The following is a 16,448-nucleotide window of genomic DNA, read 5'->3' as shown; positions in this document are numbered from 1 at the left end:
CTTTCAGACCAGGAAAATCTTGAGCTTTGACACACTGTTGCTTATCTGCTTTGCCCTCGCGTTGGTTCAGTGGATCGTCATCGTCGTAAAAACGAAGAAGCATCGCAAGTTTCTTGATCAATTCAAGGCAAGCTCACACGCTTATGCGATGGCGCAACTAGCGCAGACCCATCCGCAGGACGCATTTTTGATCCGCGCGTGCTATGCGCTTTTTGGTGTTGAAGTAGCTGTGGCAACGCTCTTGAAGACGTTGTTTTATTAAGCCCCCAAAGGCGTTGAAGTTCGTTTCTGACTGAACACGAACGGTCGGTACGGAGCGATAGCAGCCGGCGAACCGCCGACAATCCGAACACCTATCCTCTGCCATTTTGACCAGATGCTCAGCGACTCCCCCTCCACCCTCCTCCAGTCCGGCAACGCCCTCGTCGCCCAGGCGCAAGCCGTAGCCACGCAAGACTTCGCCGCAGCGCGGGCGCTGTGGCGGCAGGCGGGAGTGTTGTTTCAACGGGCGCATGACGCCGACCCCGGGCAGCACGCTGCGGCATTCCGACTGGGGCAGGCGTGGGTGGCCGAGGCCCATGCGCTGCAGAAAGAAGGATCAGAAGATGCGACCGCGATGTGGCGGCAGGCGGCGCTGCAGTGCGAGGTGGCCTTTGCGCTCGACCCGCACCATGCGGTGACGGCCATGCACATCGCCAGTTGCTACGCCTGGGCGCAGGACGCCGAGGCCAAGCAGGCCTGGGCGCAGATTGCGCAGCATCTGCAGGAAGAACACGCAGCCAACATGGCGGCGGATCAGGCGGCCCGCTAGCAGCGCAGCGCTGGCGCGGCCGAGCAACGCGATGGCCCGTGTGGCTGCTCGGCTGTTGGCTGTTCGGCTCCCACCCCCTGCTGGCTGCGCCTGCGGCGGGGCGGTTGCGGGGTGAGCATGGGCGTCGCAGCGCCCATGCCTCGTGCTCTGACTCGCCGTGGTTGTCCGAGCGGCGCGCCGCAGGCGCAAAGCGAGTTCCACGGCGCACCCCGCAACCGCACCGACGCAGGTTGCCCCGTAGCGAAGCGCAGGGGTCGCAGACTGGGGGTCGCCTTTCTTTTGGGTACTTTTCTTTGGCGAAGCAAAGAACAAGTACCTCGCCCGCCGGGGCGAGTCCCGGCCTCCGCCCTCAACACCAGCATGCTTTTCGAACCAGCACGCCCTGGCTGCGACAAGCTCAGCCCGAACGGTTGGGGTGGAACGCACCGGCTTCGACAGGCTCAGCCCGAACGAGTGGTCAGCTGCCCACCACCGCCCGCCAAATCTCCCCAGCGTGCGACACCACAAACAGCATCAGCCCGATCAGCCCGCCCACCACGGTGCCGTTGATGCGGATGTACTGCAGGTCCTTGCCAATGTTCAGCTCAATCAGCTGCGTCATCTCCTCGGTATCCCATCGCCGCACGGTGTCCTCAATGTGCTGCGCAATGAACGCCGACACATCCGGCGCCAGGCCCTCCACCCACCGCTCCAGCCGGTCATTGAGCGACTGCCGCAGCGCCGCATCCCCCGCCAGCGACTGGCCCAGCCACTGCCCCAGGTTGCGCACCTGCCGCGCCAGCACCGAATCCGCGTCGGCCAGATCGCGCTGCAGCGCCCCGCGCAGGTCCTGCCACAGCGCCTGCACATAGCCCCCCACCGTGGCATCGGTCTGCAGCCAAGCGCGGATCTCTTCGCCCTTGCGCGCCCAGTCGGGGTCGCCGCGCAGGCGCTCGATGAAGCGCTGCACCGCCGCATCGAACTGCGCGCGCAAGGCGTGCTGCGGGTTGGCGGCCACATCGGCCATCACGCTCTCCAGCGCGCGCGCCAGCAGGGCCGAGCCCTTGTCGCCCAGCCAGTCGCTGGGCAATAGCCTCTCGGTGCGCGGGTGGTCCTTCTTGAGCCAGGCCACGATGGTCTGCGCCACCCAGGCGCGGGTCTGCTCTTTCTGCAGCAGCTCGATGAGCTTGCCCAGCACGTCGTCCAGCAGCGCCTGGTGGCGGCCGTTGTGCGTGAGGGTGCCGAGCACCGCCGCCAGGGCCCGCGACATGTCCACCTGCCCGATCAATGCGCGCGCCGCCTTCTGGATGAAGCGCTCCACCTGCGCGTCCTGCACCGTCTCGAGCGCGGCCGACGCCAGGCGGGTGGCCTGGTGGCCCAGGAGCGCGGCGTTGCCGGGTGCCGTGAGCCACTGCGCCAGCCGCTCGGCGGGGTCGTGCCGGCGGATCAGTGCCACCAGCGAGGGCACGTCCAGGAACTTGTCGCGCACGAAGACCGCCAGGTTGCTGCCGATGCGCGCCTGGTTGCGCGCGATGACCGCCGTGTGCGGGATCGGCAGGCCCAGCGGGCGGCGAAACAGCGCCACCACCGCGAACCAGTCGGCCAGCGCGCCCACCATCGCGGCCTCGGCCACGGCCTTCAGGCAGTTCAGCCACAGGCCCCGCTCCACCACGCTGGTGGCCACGAACACGGCCGACACCAGCACCAGCAGCCCGAGGGCGTGGCGCCTCGCACGTTGCAGGGCAAGGGCTTGTGGCAGCGGTTCGGATTCCGGGGTCATGGCATCGGACATGCAGCATGCGGGCGGGCGGGGCGGCCGGCCGGCGGGGGATTCAAGATGCATTCACCCTACCATGCCCGGCCCCGGCGCATGCCCCGTCTCCACTCGCGCCCCGGCCGTCCAGGCGCACCCACTGTCATTCGCGGGGCGCGGGCTCCCTGGCCAGGATGCCGCGCGCGGCGCGCTCCTCCTCCCGCAGCTCCCGCAACCGCCGCACGTTCGCCAGGATCATCTGCCGCTGGGCGGGCGTCAGGATGAGCCGCTGGCGTTCACGGTCGTCCACGGGCGGGGCGGGCACCACTGCCGCCACCGCCGCCACCGGCCGGGCGCCGTCCTGCGAACAGCCCCCCACGGGGTGGTCCCGCCCTGCGCAGGGCGGCAGCGATCCTTCGCGGGGGTGGCGGGGGCCGCTGCTGCACACGTCCCGGCCCCCTGTCAGTGCGGCAGCCCGCGCACCGCGGGCGTGACCGCCGCGCAAGTACATGGGTGACTGTGGCGCAATGCAGAACCCCGCACAATGGGCCGGCGGCCGGGCCACCCCCGCGGCCGCCGCCCGCCCGGCAGGGCTGCCGCGCGCATGCAGGCACCGGGAAACCAGCCCACCCGCTCCCGCCGGGCTTCCCAGGTTTCCATCCTTCGGTGTTCGACAGCCACGCCACCCTCCTTGCAAGGCCGCTCGTTGCCCCTGAATTTGCGGGCAGACCCGTTACGTAACCAACGAGCAAATTGATTGCGTGACTATATACAAGAATCACCGCGGCTCCTGCGCGCCTTTTTAGTGTGACTGCATGCAGGATGCAAAAAGACAGTTTGCGGACCGGTTACGCAAGGCGATGATGGACGCAGGCTATGAACCCAGGCCGGCGGTGCTGGAGCGCGAGTTCAACACCCGCCACTGGGGCAAGCCCATGACGCTGCACGGCGTGCGCCGCTGGCTGCTGGGCGAGACCATGCCCGACCACAAGAAGCTCACCACCCTGGCCGAATGGCTGCAGGTGCCGGTGCAGCAGTTGGGCTACGGCGATGCAGAGCCCCTGCGCGTGCGGGAGCGGCAGGCGCAGTGGCATGCGGGCCTGGGCTACCAGGACCGCGAACTGTTCGACATCTACCTGCGCCTGCCCGTGCCCAAGCGGCGCCTCGCGCGCGACGTGATCCTGGCGATCGCGCGCGCCCACGCGGCCGAAGAGGCCGAGCGCGAAACCCAGGCCCCCTAGGGATTCTCTGCACAAGCGAATCACCGCGCCGTGTGCATCCGCGGTCTCGGGCGGTCCGCGGCGCGCACTTGCCGCCCGGTGCGTGCCGAGCCCCCAGGCACCGCCACCGCGCCCGGCCACCACGAAAAAAAGCCACCCGCGGGTGGCTTTTTTCAAGAGGCCCGCGAAACACGGGCGGCGGCCCGGTTCAGCCGCGCGGGGCCACCTGGTCGAGCGCGGTGCTCAGGTGGCCCACCGTGCGGTCCACGTTGTGCCACTTCTCCAGGCCGAACAGGCCGATGCGGAAGGTCTTGAAATCCGGCCCCTCGTCGCACTGCAGCGGCACGCCGGCGGCGGTCTGCAGGCCCACCTCCATGAACTTCTTGCCGTTCTGGATGCCGGGGTCGGTGGTGTAGCTCACCACCACGCCGGGGGCCTTGAAGCCCTCGGCCGCCACGCTCGGGAAGCCGCGCGACTCGAGCAGCGCGCGCACCTTGGCGCCCAGCTCGATCTGCTCGTCGCGCACCTTGGCAAAACCGTATTCACGCGTCTCGGCCATCACTTCGGAGAGGCGCACCAGCGCGTCGGTGGGCATGGTGGTGTGGTACGCGTGCTGGCCCTTTTCGTAGCCCTCGGCGATCTGCATCCACTTCTTGAGGTCGCACGAGAAGCTGCTGCTCGTGGTGCCGTCGATGGCCTGGCGCGCGCGCTCGCTGAGCATCACCATGGCGCAGCAGGGCGAGCCGCTCCAGCCCTTTTGCGGGGCCGAGATCAGCACGTCCACGCCGGTGGCCTGCATGTCCACCCACATCGCGCCCGAGGCCACGCAGTCGAGCACGAACAGCGCGCCCACCTCGTGGGCCGCGGCCGTCAGGGTGCGCAGGTAGTCGTCGCTCAAGATGATGCCGCTGGCCGTTTCCACATGGGGCGCGAACACGACCTTGGGCTTTTCGGCGCGGATGGTGGCCGCCACTTCCTCGGCCGGGCACGGCGCCCAGGGCGCCTGCGGGCCGCTGCCCTGCGGGCGCGCCTTGCACACCACGGAGCCGCCGCCCAGGCCCTTGTCGGCGTCGAAGATCTGCGTCCAGCGGTAGCTGAACCAGCCGTTGCGCACGATGAGCACCTTCTCGCGATTGGCGAACTGGCGCGCCACGGCCTCCATGCCGAAGGTGCCGCTGCCGGGCACCAGCACGGCGGTGTGGGCGTGGTAGACCTCCTTGAGCGTGGCCAGGATGTCCTGCATCACGCCGGTGAAGCGCTTGGACATGTGGTTGAGCGCGCGGTCGGTGTAGACCACCGAAAACTCGAGCAAACCATCGGGATCGATATCGGGCAGCAGTCCGGGCATGGTGAAAAGTCTCCGTCAAACAGGGGCGCCGCCCCGGCGTGGGGCGGGCAAGGCGGGCCAGCTTAGCATGCAGCGCGCGGCCCGCGCGCTGCCCTACCAGGTGTCCACGAACCGGTGCCCGGGCGGCGCCACCCGCGCCGATGCCAGGCCCCGTGCCAGCCATGCGCGCGTGTCGGCCGGGTCGATCACCGCGTCGATCTCCAGCGTGGTCGCCATGTGCAGCGCCTCGCCGTTGGCGTACGACCTGGCCAGCAGCTTGGCGAACAGCGCGTCGCGCTCGGCGCCCTCGGGCAAGGCCTCCAGCTCCTTGCGGAAGCCCAGGCGCACCGCGCCTTCGAGCCCCATGGCGCCGAACTCGCCCGTGGGCCAGGCCACGGTGAACACCGGCGCGTGAAAGCCCCCGGCCGTCATGCCCATGGCACCCAGGCCGTAGCCCTTGCGCAGCACCACGCTGAAATACGGCACGCGCAGGCTGGCGGCGGTGACGAACAGGCGGCTCACGTGGCGCACCTGGGCCGTGGCCTCCACCTCGGGGCCGACCATGAAGCCGGGCGTGTCCACCAGGCTCACGATGGGCAGGCCGTGCGCGTTGCACAGCTGCATGAAGCGCGCGCCCTTGTCGGCCGCGTCGGCGTCGATGGCGCCGCCCAGGTGTTGCGGGTTGTTGGCCAGGATGCCCACGGGGCGGCCCTCGATGCGCGCCAGCGCCGTGTGGATGCCCGCGCCGAAGCCGGTGCGCAGCAGCAGCAGGCTGCCGTCGTCCACCAGGCCGGCCATCGCCGCGCGGGTGTCGTACACGCGCAGGCGGTTCTCGGGCACCACGGAGCGCAGGGCCCGTGCGTCCGGCGCCGTCCAGGCACCGGTGCGCCCCTGGAAGAACGACAGGTAGTGCCGCGCGGCCGCCACGGCCCCGGCTTCGTCATCGACCAGCACGTCGATCACGCCATTGGCATGCTGCACGCGGCTGGGGCCGATGTGCTCGGGCTTGAACACGCCCAGGCCGCCGCCCTCGATCATGGCCGGGCCGCCCATGCCGATGTTGCTGCCGCGCGTGGCGATGATCACGTCGCTGCAGCCCAGCAGGGCCGCGTTGCCCGCAAAGCAGCGCCCCGCCGCGATGCCGATCACCGGCACCTGGCCCGAGAGCGCGGCGTAGCTGGCGAAGGTGTGCACGTGCAGGCCGGCCACCACGGGCATGTCGGTGTCGCCCGGGCGGCCGCCGCCGCCTTCGGCGAACAGCACCACGGGCAGTTTCTGCGCCAGCGCCACGCCCAGCATGCGGTCGGTCTTGGCGTGGTTGCGCGCGCCCTGGGTGCCCGCGAGCACGGTCGCGTCGTAGGACATGACCACGGCGCGGGACTTCTCGGGCCCGAACAGCGCACCGTTGATGCCGCCGATGCCCGTGACCATGCCGTCGGCGGGCGTGTTGGCGATGAGGTCATCCAGGCTGCGGCGGCGCGTCTGCGCGGCGATGGCCAGCGTGCCGTATTCGATGAAGCTGTCCGCGTCGCACAGGTCGGCGATGTTCTCGCGCGCGGTGCGCCCGCCCTGGGCGTGGCGCCTGGCGATGGCCTCGGGCCGCGCGGCGTCGAGCGTGAAGGCGTGGCGGTCCCGCACGCGCTGCAGGTCGGGGCGAATGGCATCCAGGTCCTGCTGCGCGCCCTGTGCGTCCTGGGCGGCGTCCGCCCCCTCCACGGCATCGAGCACCAGCAGCGGCTGGCCCTGCACGAGGTAGCCGCCCGGCACCGCGAGCAGCGCGCGCACGCGGCCCGCATGCGGCGCCAGCAGCATGTGCTCCATCTTCATGGACTCGAGCACGGCCAGCTCGGCACCCGCGGCCACCACGTCGCCCTCGGACACGCTCAGTTGCACGAGGCGCGCGGGCATGGGAGCGAGCACGGAGCCTTCGGGTGCGGGCGCTGACGGATTTTTGGGGTTTTGAGCGCTAGCGCCCGAATCATATGCGCCATTAGCTATATTTTTAGTAGCAACCAGCAGTTCTGGCAGCACCGACTCCAGCCAGCGCGTGTGCACCTGCTGGCTTTCCATCTCGGGCCGCGCGGCCAGGGCCTGCAGCAGCGCGAGGTTGGTGGCCACGCCACCGATGCGGCACTCGTCCAGCGCGCGCCGCGAGCGGCGCAGCGCATCGGCAAAGCGCGGGCCGCCCGTGTGCACGATGAGCTTGGCCAGCAGCGTGTCGTAGTGCGGCGAGGGCGTGGCGCCCGCTGCGCCGTGCGTGTCCACGCGCACGCCGGGGCCGGTGGGAAGGTCGAAGCGGGTGAGCGTGCCGCTGCCGGGGGTGGCACCGCCCTGCGCGTCCAGCGTCTCGGCGTTGATGCGCCACTGCACCGCAAAGCCGCGCACGGCGGGCGGCGCGGCGGGGTCGAGCCCGATGTCTTGCAGCCTGCGGCCGGCCGCCAGCGCGATCTGCGCCTGCACCAGGTCCACGCCGGTCACCTCTTCGGTGATGGTGTGCTCCACCTGCAGGCGCGGGTTGCATTCGATGAACACGAAGGGCACGTCGCTGGAGGCCAGGTCCACCAGGAACTCGAAGGTGCCCAGGCCCTCGTAGGCCACCGCGCGCGCCATGGCCAGCGCGGCGGCGATGATGCGTTCACGCAGCGGCGCGGGCAGCGAAGGGCTGGGCGCGATCTCCACCACCTTCTGAAAGCGCCGCTGCAGCGTGCACTCGCGCTCGCCCAGCGCGACCACGTCCTGGCCGTCGCCCAGCACCTGCACCTCGATGTGGCGCGCGTTGGACATGAGCCGCTCCACATACACGCCGTCCACGCCAAACGCGGCCTGCGCCTCGCTGCGGCAGCGCGCGTAGGCGGCGGGCAGGTCGTCCTGCGCCTGCACGGCGCGCATGCCGCGCCCGCCGCCGCCGCCAATCGCCTTGATCACGATGCCGGCGCCGCCCTGCTGCGCGAAGAAGGCCTGGGCCTCCTCCAGCGACACCGCCGCCTGGGTGCCCGGCATGAGCGGCACGCCCTGCTGCAGCGCCAGCGCGCGGGCCTGCGCCTTGTCGCCGAACAGCGCGAGCTGCGCGGGCGTGGGGCCGATGAAACGCAGGCCGGCCCCGGCGCAGGCGCGCGCGAAGTCGGCGCGTTCGCTCAGGAAGCCGTAGCCGGGGTGCACGGCGTCGCAGCCCTGCGCCTGCGCGATGGCGATGATGCGCGCGCCGTCCAGGTACGCGGCGGGCCCGGTGGCGCCCAGGGCGACGGCGCTGCCCGCGGCCTGCACGTGCGGGCTGGCCGCATCGTCATCGGCAAACACGGCCACGCTGGCGATGCCCAGGTCATGAAGGCCGCGCACGGTGCGCAGCGCAATCTCCCCCCGGTTGGCGACAAGAACTTTGGTGAACAGAGCGGGCGATGGCATGGGGTGTTGCTATGGTTGGTGGAGCTGCCAGCGCAGGATGGGCAAGCGCTGGAATCGTTTCTGGTTCAAAGGTCGCGCAGCAGGCGGCGCAGCACCTTGCCGGCGCCCGTGGCCGGCAGCGCGTCGATGAAGCGCACCTCGCGCGGGGCCTTGTAGGGCGCCATGTTCTCGCGGCACCAGGCCACCAGGGCAGCGGCGTCCACGTCCTGGCCGGGTTTCTTCACGATGAAGGCACGCACCACCTCGCCCTTTTCCGCGTCGGGCACGCCGATGACGGCGGCCTGGGCCACGGCGGGATGCTTGATGAGCAGGGTCTCCACCTCTTCCGGGAACACGCTGTAGCCGGAGACCTTGATCATCTCCTTGAAGCGGCCGATGAAGGTGACGTAGCCGTCGGCATCGATCTTGCCCATGTCGCCGGTGTAGACCCAGCCGTCCCGCAGGGTCTTGGCCGTGGCCTCGGGCTTGTTCCAGTAGCCCTTGAAGTTGCCGGGGCCGTGAATGGTGATCTCGCCCACCTCGCCCGTGGCCAGCGGCGCGCCGGTGTCGGGGTCGACGATGCGCAAGGTGTTGCCCGGCACGGGCTTGCCCTGGGTGCCCCAGCGGATCGCGTCCACCGGCATGGCGGTGTCCACCGTGTGGGTTTCGCTCAAGCCGTAGGCGGCCTCGTGCGCGATGCAATGGGGCGCGAACTGCCGCCACTGCTGGGCGAGCGCCTCGGTGAAGGTGATGCCAAAGCTCGTGACCGGGTTGCGGCGCAGCGCGCTCCAGTCCATGGCGCGCGCGCCCGGCACCTGCATGAGCGCGCCGTTCATGGGCGCGATGCTGTACCACCAGGTGATGCGGTGGCGCTCCAGCGCCTGGGCCACGCCCAGCGGATCGAAGCGGTACAGCAGCACGGCCGTGGCGCCGGTGTAGACGGGCAGGTTCACGCCCATCACCATGCCGGCGATGTGGTACAGCGGCGCCACCGCGAGCAGCGTCTCCTGCTGCGTCATGCCATTGCAGTCGGCCGACGCGGCGGTCTTGAAGGTGGCGTTGCCGTAGCTCAGCATCGCGCCCTTGGGCAACCCCGTGGTGCCCGAGGTGTAGGTCATGAGCGAGACATCGTCCATGGACAGCGCCACGGGCGCGGGCCGCTGCCCGGTGCGCGTGGCGGCCAGGAAGTCCTCGCAACCCGCGGGGGCTGGCGCCATGGCGGCACGCATGGCCAGCAGCTCGGCGGGCGCGTCGATGCTGAGCGCGCCGTCGGGCAGCAGCTCGGCATAGCGCACCACGAACACGTGCCGCAGCGCCGTGCTGGCGCGCACCTTGTCCACCACGGGCAGCAGCACGTCGGCCGCGACGATCACGCGCGCCTGCAGGTCGGTGAGCTGGTATTCCAGCTCGTGCTCCTTGTTCAGCGGCCCGCAGGGGCAGACGATGGCGCCGATCTTCTGGATGCCGTAGTGCGCCATCACGTACTGCGGGCAGTTGTTCATGAACAGCGCCACGGGCTCGCCCTTGCCCACGCCCAGCGCCTGCAGGCGCGCGGCGAAGGCGTCGCTGGCCGCGTCGAGCTCTGCCCAGGTGACGGGCTGGCCGTACCAGAGGTACGCGGTGCGGTCGGGCGTTTCGCGCGCGTGGCAGCGCAGGTGTTCGTGCAGCGGCAGCTGCGGTGCGGTCTGTGGCATGGCGTTGTCTCCGAGGTGTCTGGAATCGCTGGTTCTAAGGGCTTGCTAAGGGTTTGCGATAGGCACCCCTGCCCGCCAGCGTCTTGCCAATATATACCGACTGGTAGAACAATGCTACCCATGGGTATAAATCAACCGTCACACAAAGGACAGCCTGCCATGGGCCAGCAGCTCCCCATGCAGGCCAGCGGCCGGCAGAAAGCCGCCACGGCCGGGTCGGACGAGAAGCGCGAGCGCATCCTGCGCGCAGCAGAGGCGCTGTTCGATGCGCAGGGCTACGCCAACACCACCATCGAGCAGATCGTGCAGAAGCTGGGGGTGACCAAGCCCTTCGTCTACTACTACTTCCGCAACAAGCAGGAGATCTTCGAGACCCTGTCGTGGGCACCCGCCGTGGCGTGCTTCACGGCCATGGACTTCGCCGAGGACGACCCGCGCCCCGCGCACGTGAAGGTGGCCGAGGGCATCGACCGCCTGATCCGCGCCACGCTCGCGCACCACCCGTCGGCGTTCTTTCCGTACCGCGAACCCCAGGTGTACCGCCCCGAATACCTGGCCACCCAGAAGCAGCTGGCCAACCATTTCTACGACAAGCTCTGCGCCCTGCTCGAGGAAGGCCGCGAGGACGGCATGTTCGAGTTCCACGACACCAAGATCACCGCCCTGGCGGCCTGCAGCCTGCCGGGCTTTCTCTACAACTGGTACCGGCCGGACGGCCGCCTGTCGGCCGACGAAGTGGCGCAGGAGCTGTCCACCCTGGCCTACCGGGTGCTGGGCCTGCGCGCCCGGCGCCGGCCCGCGCGCTGAGCGCGGCGAGAGTCTTTAGCCCCCACACACCCTTCAAGGAAACCTAGCCACCATGCTGCTGTCACGACGATCCACACTGGCGCTGCTCGGCGCCACATCGCTCGGCCTGAGCCGCGCGCTACACGCCTCCGCCCCGTTCCCGGCCAAGCCGCTGCGCTGGATCGTGCCCTACCCCGCGGGCGGCGGCTCCGATTTCATGGCGCGCACGGTGGGCCAGCCCATGTCGGCCGCCGTGGGCCAGAGCGTGGTGGTGGACAACAAGCCCGGCGGCAATGGCGCCATCGCCGTGGCCGATGTGCTGCGCGGCCCGGCCGACGGGCACACGCTCATCAACGTGGACAACGGCACGCTGGTCTTCAACCCGGTGCTGTACCGCAAGCTCGGCTACGCGCCCGACAAGGACCTCAAGCTCGTGACGCTGCTGGCGCGCGCCCCGATGATCCTGGTCGTGGGCCCCGCCTGCGACGCCAAGGACGCAAAGGAGTTCATCGAGCAGGCGCGGCGCCAGCCCGGCACGCTCAACTTTGGCTCGGCGGGCGCGGGCACGCCGCAGCACATGGCGATGGAGATGCTCATGCACCACGCCCGACTGAAGATGACGCACATCCCCTACAAGGGATCGTCGCCCGCGCTCGCCGACCTGGCGGGCGGGCAGATCCCGGCGGTGATGAGCGACTACGCGGCCGCGGGCGGCTTCCTGCAGGCGGGCAAGCTGCGCGCGCTGGCGGTGGCCGACAGCCGGCGCCACCCGCGCCTGCCCGATGTCCCCACGTTCGAGGAACTGGGACTCAAGGGCGTGGAGGCCACGGCGCTGGTGGGCGTGGCGGTGCATGCGTCCACGCCGGATGCCACCGTGCAGGCGCTGCAGAAAGCCATCGCCCAGGCCCTGCTGTCGCCGCAGACCAGCGCCCGGTACCGCGAGGTGGGGATCGAGCCCGTGGGCAACACGCCGCAGGAGTTCACGCAGATGATCACGGCCGAGGTGTCGCGCTGGCACCCGCTGATACGCAGCCTGGGCATCGCGCTCGACTGACGGGCCCAGCCTTCTCCCTCCCGCCGGGGTGGCAAGCCCGCCCCGGTCTCACCACGACAAGAAAGCGAGACAAGCACCATGCTGCGCCACCCCCTGACGCGTTCCCTCACGCCCCTGGCCGCCTGTGCGGCCCTGCTGTGCACCGCCGCCGCCTCCACGGCCTGGTCGCAGGAGACCTTCAAGGTCGCCTACATCGACCCGCTCTCGGGCCCCTTCGCCAACGTGGGCGAGCTCATGCTCACGCACACGCAGTACGCCATCGAGGACATCAACGCCAAGGGCGGCGTGCTCAAGGGCACGAAGCTGCAGTTGCTGCAGTTCGACAGCAAGCTCTCGGCCCAGGAGAGCCAGAGCGCGCTGCAGGCGGCCATCGACCAGGGGGCCAAGGCCATCGTGACGGGCGGCTCGGGCTCGTCGGTGGTCACGGCGCTGGTGCAGGCGGCGGCGCGCCACAACCAGCGCAACCCGGGCAAGGAGATCCTGGTGCTCAACCACTCCTCCATCGACCCCGAGCTCACCGGCAAGGCCTGCAACTTCTGGCACTTCCAGTTCGAGGCCAACACGGCCATGAAGATGAAGGCCATCGCCAACTACATCAAGAAGCAGCCGGACATCAAGAAGGTGTACCTGCTCAACCAGGACTACGCGCATGGCAAGCAGTGGGCGCACTACGGCCGCGAGATGGTGGGCCTGGCTCGGCCCGACATCCAGTTCGTAGGCGAGGCTCTGCACCCCATCGGCCGCGTGAAGGACTTCGCGCCCTACCTCGCCAAGGTCAAGAGCACCGAGGCCGACTCGGTCATCACCGGCAACTGGGGGCAGGACATGACGCTGCTGCTCAAGGCGGCGGGTGACGCGGGCTACAACCTGCGCTACTTCAACCACAGCGCGGGCTCCATTCCCGGCACGGTACTGGCGGTGTCGCAGGCCAAGCAGGGCCAGCTGACCTGGGTGGCCGAATGGCACCCGGGCCAGGCCGACACCCCCAAGGTGGACGCGCTCGCCAAGGCCTACCAGGCCAAGACGGGCAAGGACTTCCTCGCGCCGCGCATCGAGATGACGCCGCGCTTTCTGGCCGCGGCCATCAACAAGGCACAGTCCACCGACCCGGTGAAGGTGGCCCGCGCGCTGGAAGACCTGACCATCGACTCGGTGGTGGGCCCCGTGCGCATGCGCGGCGAGGACCACCAGCTGCTGCTGCCGCAGGTGGTCAACACCATCGCGCCGGTGGACGGCAAGACCGTCAAGGTCGGCTGGGAAGGCACGAACTATGGCTTCCGCACCGATGCCGCCTACACCGGCAATGAGCTGGCGCAAGGCACGGACTGCAAGATGACCAGACCGTAGCCCCCCTGAGTCGCCTTCGGCGCCTTCCTCCAGGGGGACGACGCCCTCGCTGCGGGGAGGCCCTGGCTCGGCGTCCCTGGCCTCGGCAGCGCCCATGTCGCCGGCCGAGCGCCTTGCGGCCGCAGGGGAGGCCAACGCGACTAACATGGCCGGTCTTTGCATTCATTGACCCGACCCACGAGGACCGCGCCCATGCCCGACTTTCGCAGCGACACCGTCACCCAGCCCACGCCCGCCATGCGCGAGGCCATGTTCAAGGCCCCGCTGGGCGACGATGTGTTTGCCGACGACCCTTCCGTGAACGCACTGCAGGAGCATGCGGCGCAGTTGCTGGGCTTCGAGGCCGCGCTGTTCGCACCCTCGGGCACGCAGACCAACCTGATCGCGCTGTGGGGCCACTGCCAGCGCGGCGACGAGGCCATCGTGGGCCAGAGCTGGCACACCTACCGCTGGGAGGCCGGTGGCATGGCGGTGCTGGGCTCCATCCAGCCGCAGCCGGTGGAGACGCAGCCCGACGGCACCTTGCGCATTGCCGACATCACCGCCGCCATCAAGCCCGACGACCCGCACTTCGCGCGCACCCGCCTGGTGGTGCTGGAGAACACGACCGGCGGCCAGGTGCTGCCGCCCGCCTACATCGCCGAGGTAGCCCAGCTGGCGCGCAGCCGGGGGCTGGCGATGCACCTGGACGGCGCGCGCCTGTTCAACGCCGCCACGGCCAACGCGGCGCGCCACGGCACCGATGTGTACGACGAGGCGCGTTCGCTGTGCAGCCATTTCGATTCGGTGTCGCTGTGCCTGAGCAAGGGCCTGGGCGCCCCCGTGGGCTCGCTGGTGCTGGGCTCGCGCGACTTCATCCGCCAGGCGCGCCGCACCCGCAAGATCCTGGGCGGCGGCATGCGCCAGGCCGGCGTGCTGGCCGCCGCGGGCCACTACGCGCTGGAGCACCACGTGCGCCGCCTGGCCGACGATCACGCGAACCTGGCACGGCTGGCCCAGGGGCTGAGCGATATCAACCAGCGCCATCCGGTGCTGCAGGGCAAGATCACGGTCCACCCCTGGCAGACCAACATCCTGTTCACCGACCTTCATGCGGACGTAGCCCCCGCCTTCACGGCCTGGCTGGCAGAGCATGGCGTGCGGGTGACGAGCAGCCTGTACGGCGTCGCCACGCGCCTGCGCTGGGTGGCGCATCTGGACGTGAGCGAGGCCGATGTGACAGCGGCGCTGGACTGCGTGGGGCGGTTCCAGCTGCCGGGCTGATCGACCGGCTCATGCTTCAGGCGGGGTAAGTCCGACCTCCAAAAATGCCGGTGCCCACGCGCACCATCGTGCTGCCGGCGTGGATGGCGGCCTCCAGGTCGGCCGTCATGCCCATCGAGAGCGTGTCAAAACGAGCCAAGCCTGGCTCGTTCAGGGCGCATATCTCGTCAAAAAGCGCTCGGGCGCGGGTGTGGATGGCCAACTGTGCTTCGAATTCAGGAGCATGGTCCGGGATGCTCATGATCCCGCGCACCACCAGCCGTGGCAGTTTCGCGACAGCACGCACCAGTTCCAGCGCGTCGGCCGGCGCCACGCCCGACTTGGTGGCCCCGCTATCGATGTTGACCTGAACGCATATTTGTAACGGCACCAGGTGCTCCGGCCGCTGGGCCGACAGGCGCTCGGCGATCTTCAGGCGGTCCACCGTGTGCACCCAGTCGAAGTGTTCGGCCACCAGGCGCGTCTTGTTGCTCTGGATGGGCCCGATGCAGTGCCACTGCAGCGCCACGCCGGGCGCGGCGGCGCGCAGGGCGATGATCTTGTCCACCCCTTCCTGGATGTAGTTCTCGCCGAAGTCGCGCTGCCCGGCGGCCACGGCCTCGGCCACGGCGTCGGCGCCAAAGGTCTTGGAAACCGCCAGCAAGGACACGCTGGCCGGGTCGCGCGAGGCGGCTGTGCACGCCCGCGCCATCCTGCCCAGAACCTGTTGGAGGTTGTTAGCAATCGTGGTCATAATGTTTGACAGCGTATCAAACGATAGAGGGATTCCGTGGACATTACCCAACTGCTCGCTTTCAGCGTCAAGAACAAGGCCTCCGACCTGCACCTTTCCGCAGGCCTGCCGCCCATGATCCGGGTCCACGGGGATGTCCGCCGCATCAATGTCGATGCGCTCGACCACAAGACGGTGCATGCCATGGTGTACGACATCATGAGCGACTCGCAGCGCAAGACATATGAAGAGTTCCTGGAGGTCGACTTCTCGTTCGAGATCGAAGGCCTGGCCCGCTTTCGCGTCAACGCCTTCAACCAGAACCGCGGCGCGGCCGCCGTGTTCCGGACCATTCCTTCCAAGATCTTGACCCTCGAGCAGCTCAACGCGCCCAAGATCTTCGGCGACCTGGCCCTGAAGCCTCGCGGTCTGGTGCTGGTGACCGGCCCCACGGGCTCGGGCAAGTCCACCACGCTGGCCGCCATGGTCAACTACCTGAACGAAACCGAGTACGGCCACATCCTCACGGTGGAGGACCCGATCGAGTTCGTGCACGAATCCAAGAAGTGCCTGATCAACCAGCGTGAAGTCGGCCCGATGACGCTGTCGTTCGCCGCCGCGCTGAAGTCCGCGCTGCGCGAAGACCCGGACGCCATCCTGGTGGGCGAAATGCGCGACCTGGAAACCATCCGCCTGGCCATGACGGCGGCGGAAACGGGCCATTTGGTGTTCGGCACGCTGCACACCTCCAGCGCCGCCAAGACCATCGACCGGATCATCGACGTGTTCCCCGCCGAAGAAAAGGAAATGGTCCGCGCGATGTTGTCCGAGTCGCTGCAGGCCGTGATCTCGCAGACGCTGTGCAAGACCAAGGACGGCTCGGGCCGCGTGGCGGCGCACGAGATCATGCTGGGCACCAGCGCCATCCGCAACCTGATCCGCGAGGCCAAGGTGGCGCAGATGTACTCCACCATCCAGACCAGCAACAGCGTGGGCATGCAGACGCTGGACCAGAATCTCACCGACCTCGTTCGCCGCAACATCATCAGCCCGGCCGAGGCGCGCGCCAAGGCCAAGATCCCCGAAAACTTCCCGGGCTGATCCGCGCGCGGCACCCATGT

14 protein-coding genes are annotated in these 16,448 nt (G+C 69.3%); 8 read left to right on the top strand and 6 right to left on the bottom strand.

The genetic code is table 11. The features are described from left to right. Window positions 1-19 precede the first annotated feature (19 nt). Window positions 20-262 (top strand): hypothetical protein, encoded by a 243-nt coding sequence (locus AC07OD_RS20025; RefSeq protein ID WP_492254466.1) that lies wholly within the window; start codon window positions 20-22, stop codon window positions 260-262. A gap of 114 nt (window positions 263-376) precedes the next feature. Next, window positions 377-811, top strand: coding sequence for a hypothetical protein (locus tag AC07OD_RS20020; protein WP_494597861.1), 435 nt, complete (start codon window positions 377-379; stop codon window positions 809-811). 457 nt (window positions 812-1,268) lie between these two features. On the opposite strand, the gene AC07OD_RS20015 is transcribed toward AC07OD_RS20020, so the two are convergent. Both AC07OD_RS20015 and AC07OD_RS20010 read right to left on the bottom strand, forming a co-directional pair. Then, on the bottom strand, window positions 1,269-2,570 hold the full coding sequence (locus tag AC07OD_RS20015; RefSeq protein WP_494597860.1) for a DUF445 domain-containing protein: 1,302 nt from the start codon (window positions 2,568-2,570) through the stop codon (window positions 1,269-1,271). 136 nt (window positions 2,571-2,706) lie between these two features. Then, on the bottom strand, window positions 2,707-2,922 hold the full coding sequence (locus AC07OD_RS20010; protein WP_494597859.1) for a hypothetical protein: 216 nt from the start codon (window positions 2,920-2,922) through the stop codon (window positions 2,707-2,709). Between the two features lie 436 nt (window positions 2,923-3,358). Between AC07OD_RS20010 and AC07OD_RS20005 the strand changes: the two genes are divergently transcribed. Further along, on the top strand, window positions 3,359-3,784 hold the full coding sequence (locus AC07OD_RS20005; protein WP_218297323.1) for an XRE family transcriptional regulator: 426 nt from the start codon (window positions 3,359-3,361) through the stop codon (window positions 3,782-3,784). Between the two features lie 187 nt (window positions 3,785-3,971). On the opposite strand, the gene AC07OD_RS20000 is transcribed toward AC07OD_RS20005, so the two are convergent. From AC07OD_RS20000 to AC07OD_RS19990, 3 genes are all read right to left on the bottom strand, one after another. After that, window positions 3,972-5,111, bottom strand: a complete 1,140-nt coding sequence (locus tag AC07OD_RS20000; RefSeq protein ID WP_369641209.1) for an aminotransferase class V-fold PLP-dependent enzyme — start codon at window positions 5,109-5,111, stop codon at window positions 3,972-3,974. Window positions 5,112-5,204: 93 nt separating this feature from the next. Then, a complete protein-coding gene (locus AC07OD_RS19995) occupies window positions 5,205-8,477 on the bottom strand; it encodes an acetyl-CoA carboxylase family protein (protein ID WP_494597907.1) in 3,273 nt (1,090 codons plus the stop codon). Window positions 8,478-8,557: 80 nt separating this feature from the next. Continuing rightward, complete coding sequence (locus AC07OD_RS19990; RefSeq protein WP_494597858.1) at window positions 8,558-10,165, bottom strand: AMP-binding protein; 1,608 nt, start codon at window positions 10,163-10,165, stop codon at window positions 8,558-8,560. A 159-nt stretch (window positions 10,166-10,324) separates the two neighbouring features. On the opposite strand from AC07OD_RS19990, the gene AC07OD_RS19985 reads away from it, so the two are divergent. The 4 genes from AC07OD_RS19985 to ltaE all read left to right on the top strand — a co-directional run bounded on the left by AC07OD_RS19985 (window position 10,325) and on the right by ltaE (window position 14,615). Beyond that, a complete protein-coding gene (locus tag AC07OD_RS19985; RefSeq protein ID WP_218297326.1) occupies window positions 10,325-10,972 on the top strand; it encodes a TetR/AcrR family transcriptional regulator in 648 nt (215 codons plus the stop codon). 52 nt (window positions 10,973-11,024) lie between these two features. Then, window positions 11,025-12,005, top strand: coding sequence for a Bug family tripartite tricarboxylate transporter substrate binding protein (locus tag AC07OD_RS19980; protein WP_218297327.1), 981 nt, complete (start codon window positions 11,025-11,027; stop codon window positions 12,003-12,005). Window positions 12,006-12,083: 78 nt separating this feature from the next. Then, complete coding sequence (locus tag AC07OD_RS19975; RefSeq protein WP_218297328.1) at window positions 12,084-13,352, top strand: branched-chain amino acid ABC transporter substrate-binding protein; 1,269 nt, start codon at window positions 12,084-12,086, stop codon at window positions 13,350-13,352. A 192-nt stretch (window positions 13,353-13,544) separates the two neighbouring features. Continuing rightward, entirely contained in the window at window positions 13,545-14,615 is a 1,071-nt protein-coding gene (ltaE, locus tag AC07OD_RS19970) for a low-specificity L-threonine aldolase (protein WP_494597857.1), read from the top strand. Between the two features lie 16 nt (window positions 14,616-14,631). Here the strand turns inward: ltaE and AC07OD_RS19965 are convergent, their stop codons facing one another. After that, window positions 14,632-15,348: a YggS family pyridoxal phosphate-dependent enzyme gene (locus AC07OD_RS19965; protein WP_494597856.1), complete on the bottom strand. Its 717-nt coding sequence runs from the start codon at window positions 15,346-15,348 to the stop codon at window positions 14,632-14,634. 36 nt (window positions 15,349-15,384) lie between these two features. On the opposite strand from AC07OD_RS19965, the gene AC07OD_RS19960 reads away from it, so the two are divergent. Then, the gene (locus AC07OD_RS19960; protein ID WP_010463046.1) at window positions 15,385-16,428 is read left to right on the top strand and encodes a type IV pilus twitching motility protein PilT; all 1,044 of its coding nucleotides are present in this window, start codon (window positions 15,385-15,387) and stop codon (window positions 16,426-16,428) included. Window positions 16,429-16,448 lie beyond the last annotated feature (20 nt).

The organism is Acidovorax sp. GW821-FHT10E03 (genome assembly GCF_059415205.1).
Note: the sequence above shows the minus strand (reverse complement) of the source record. Positions and strands in the feature narration are given on the sequence as shown.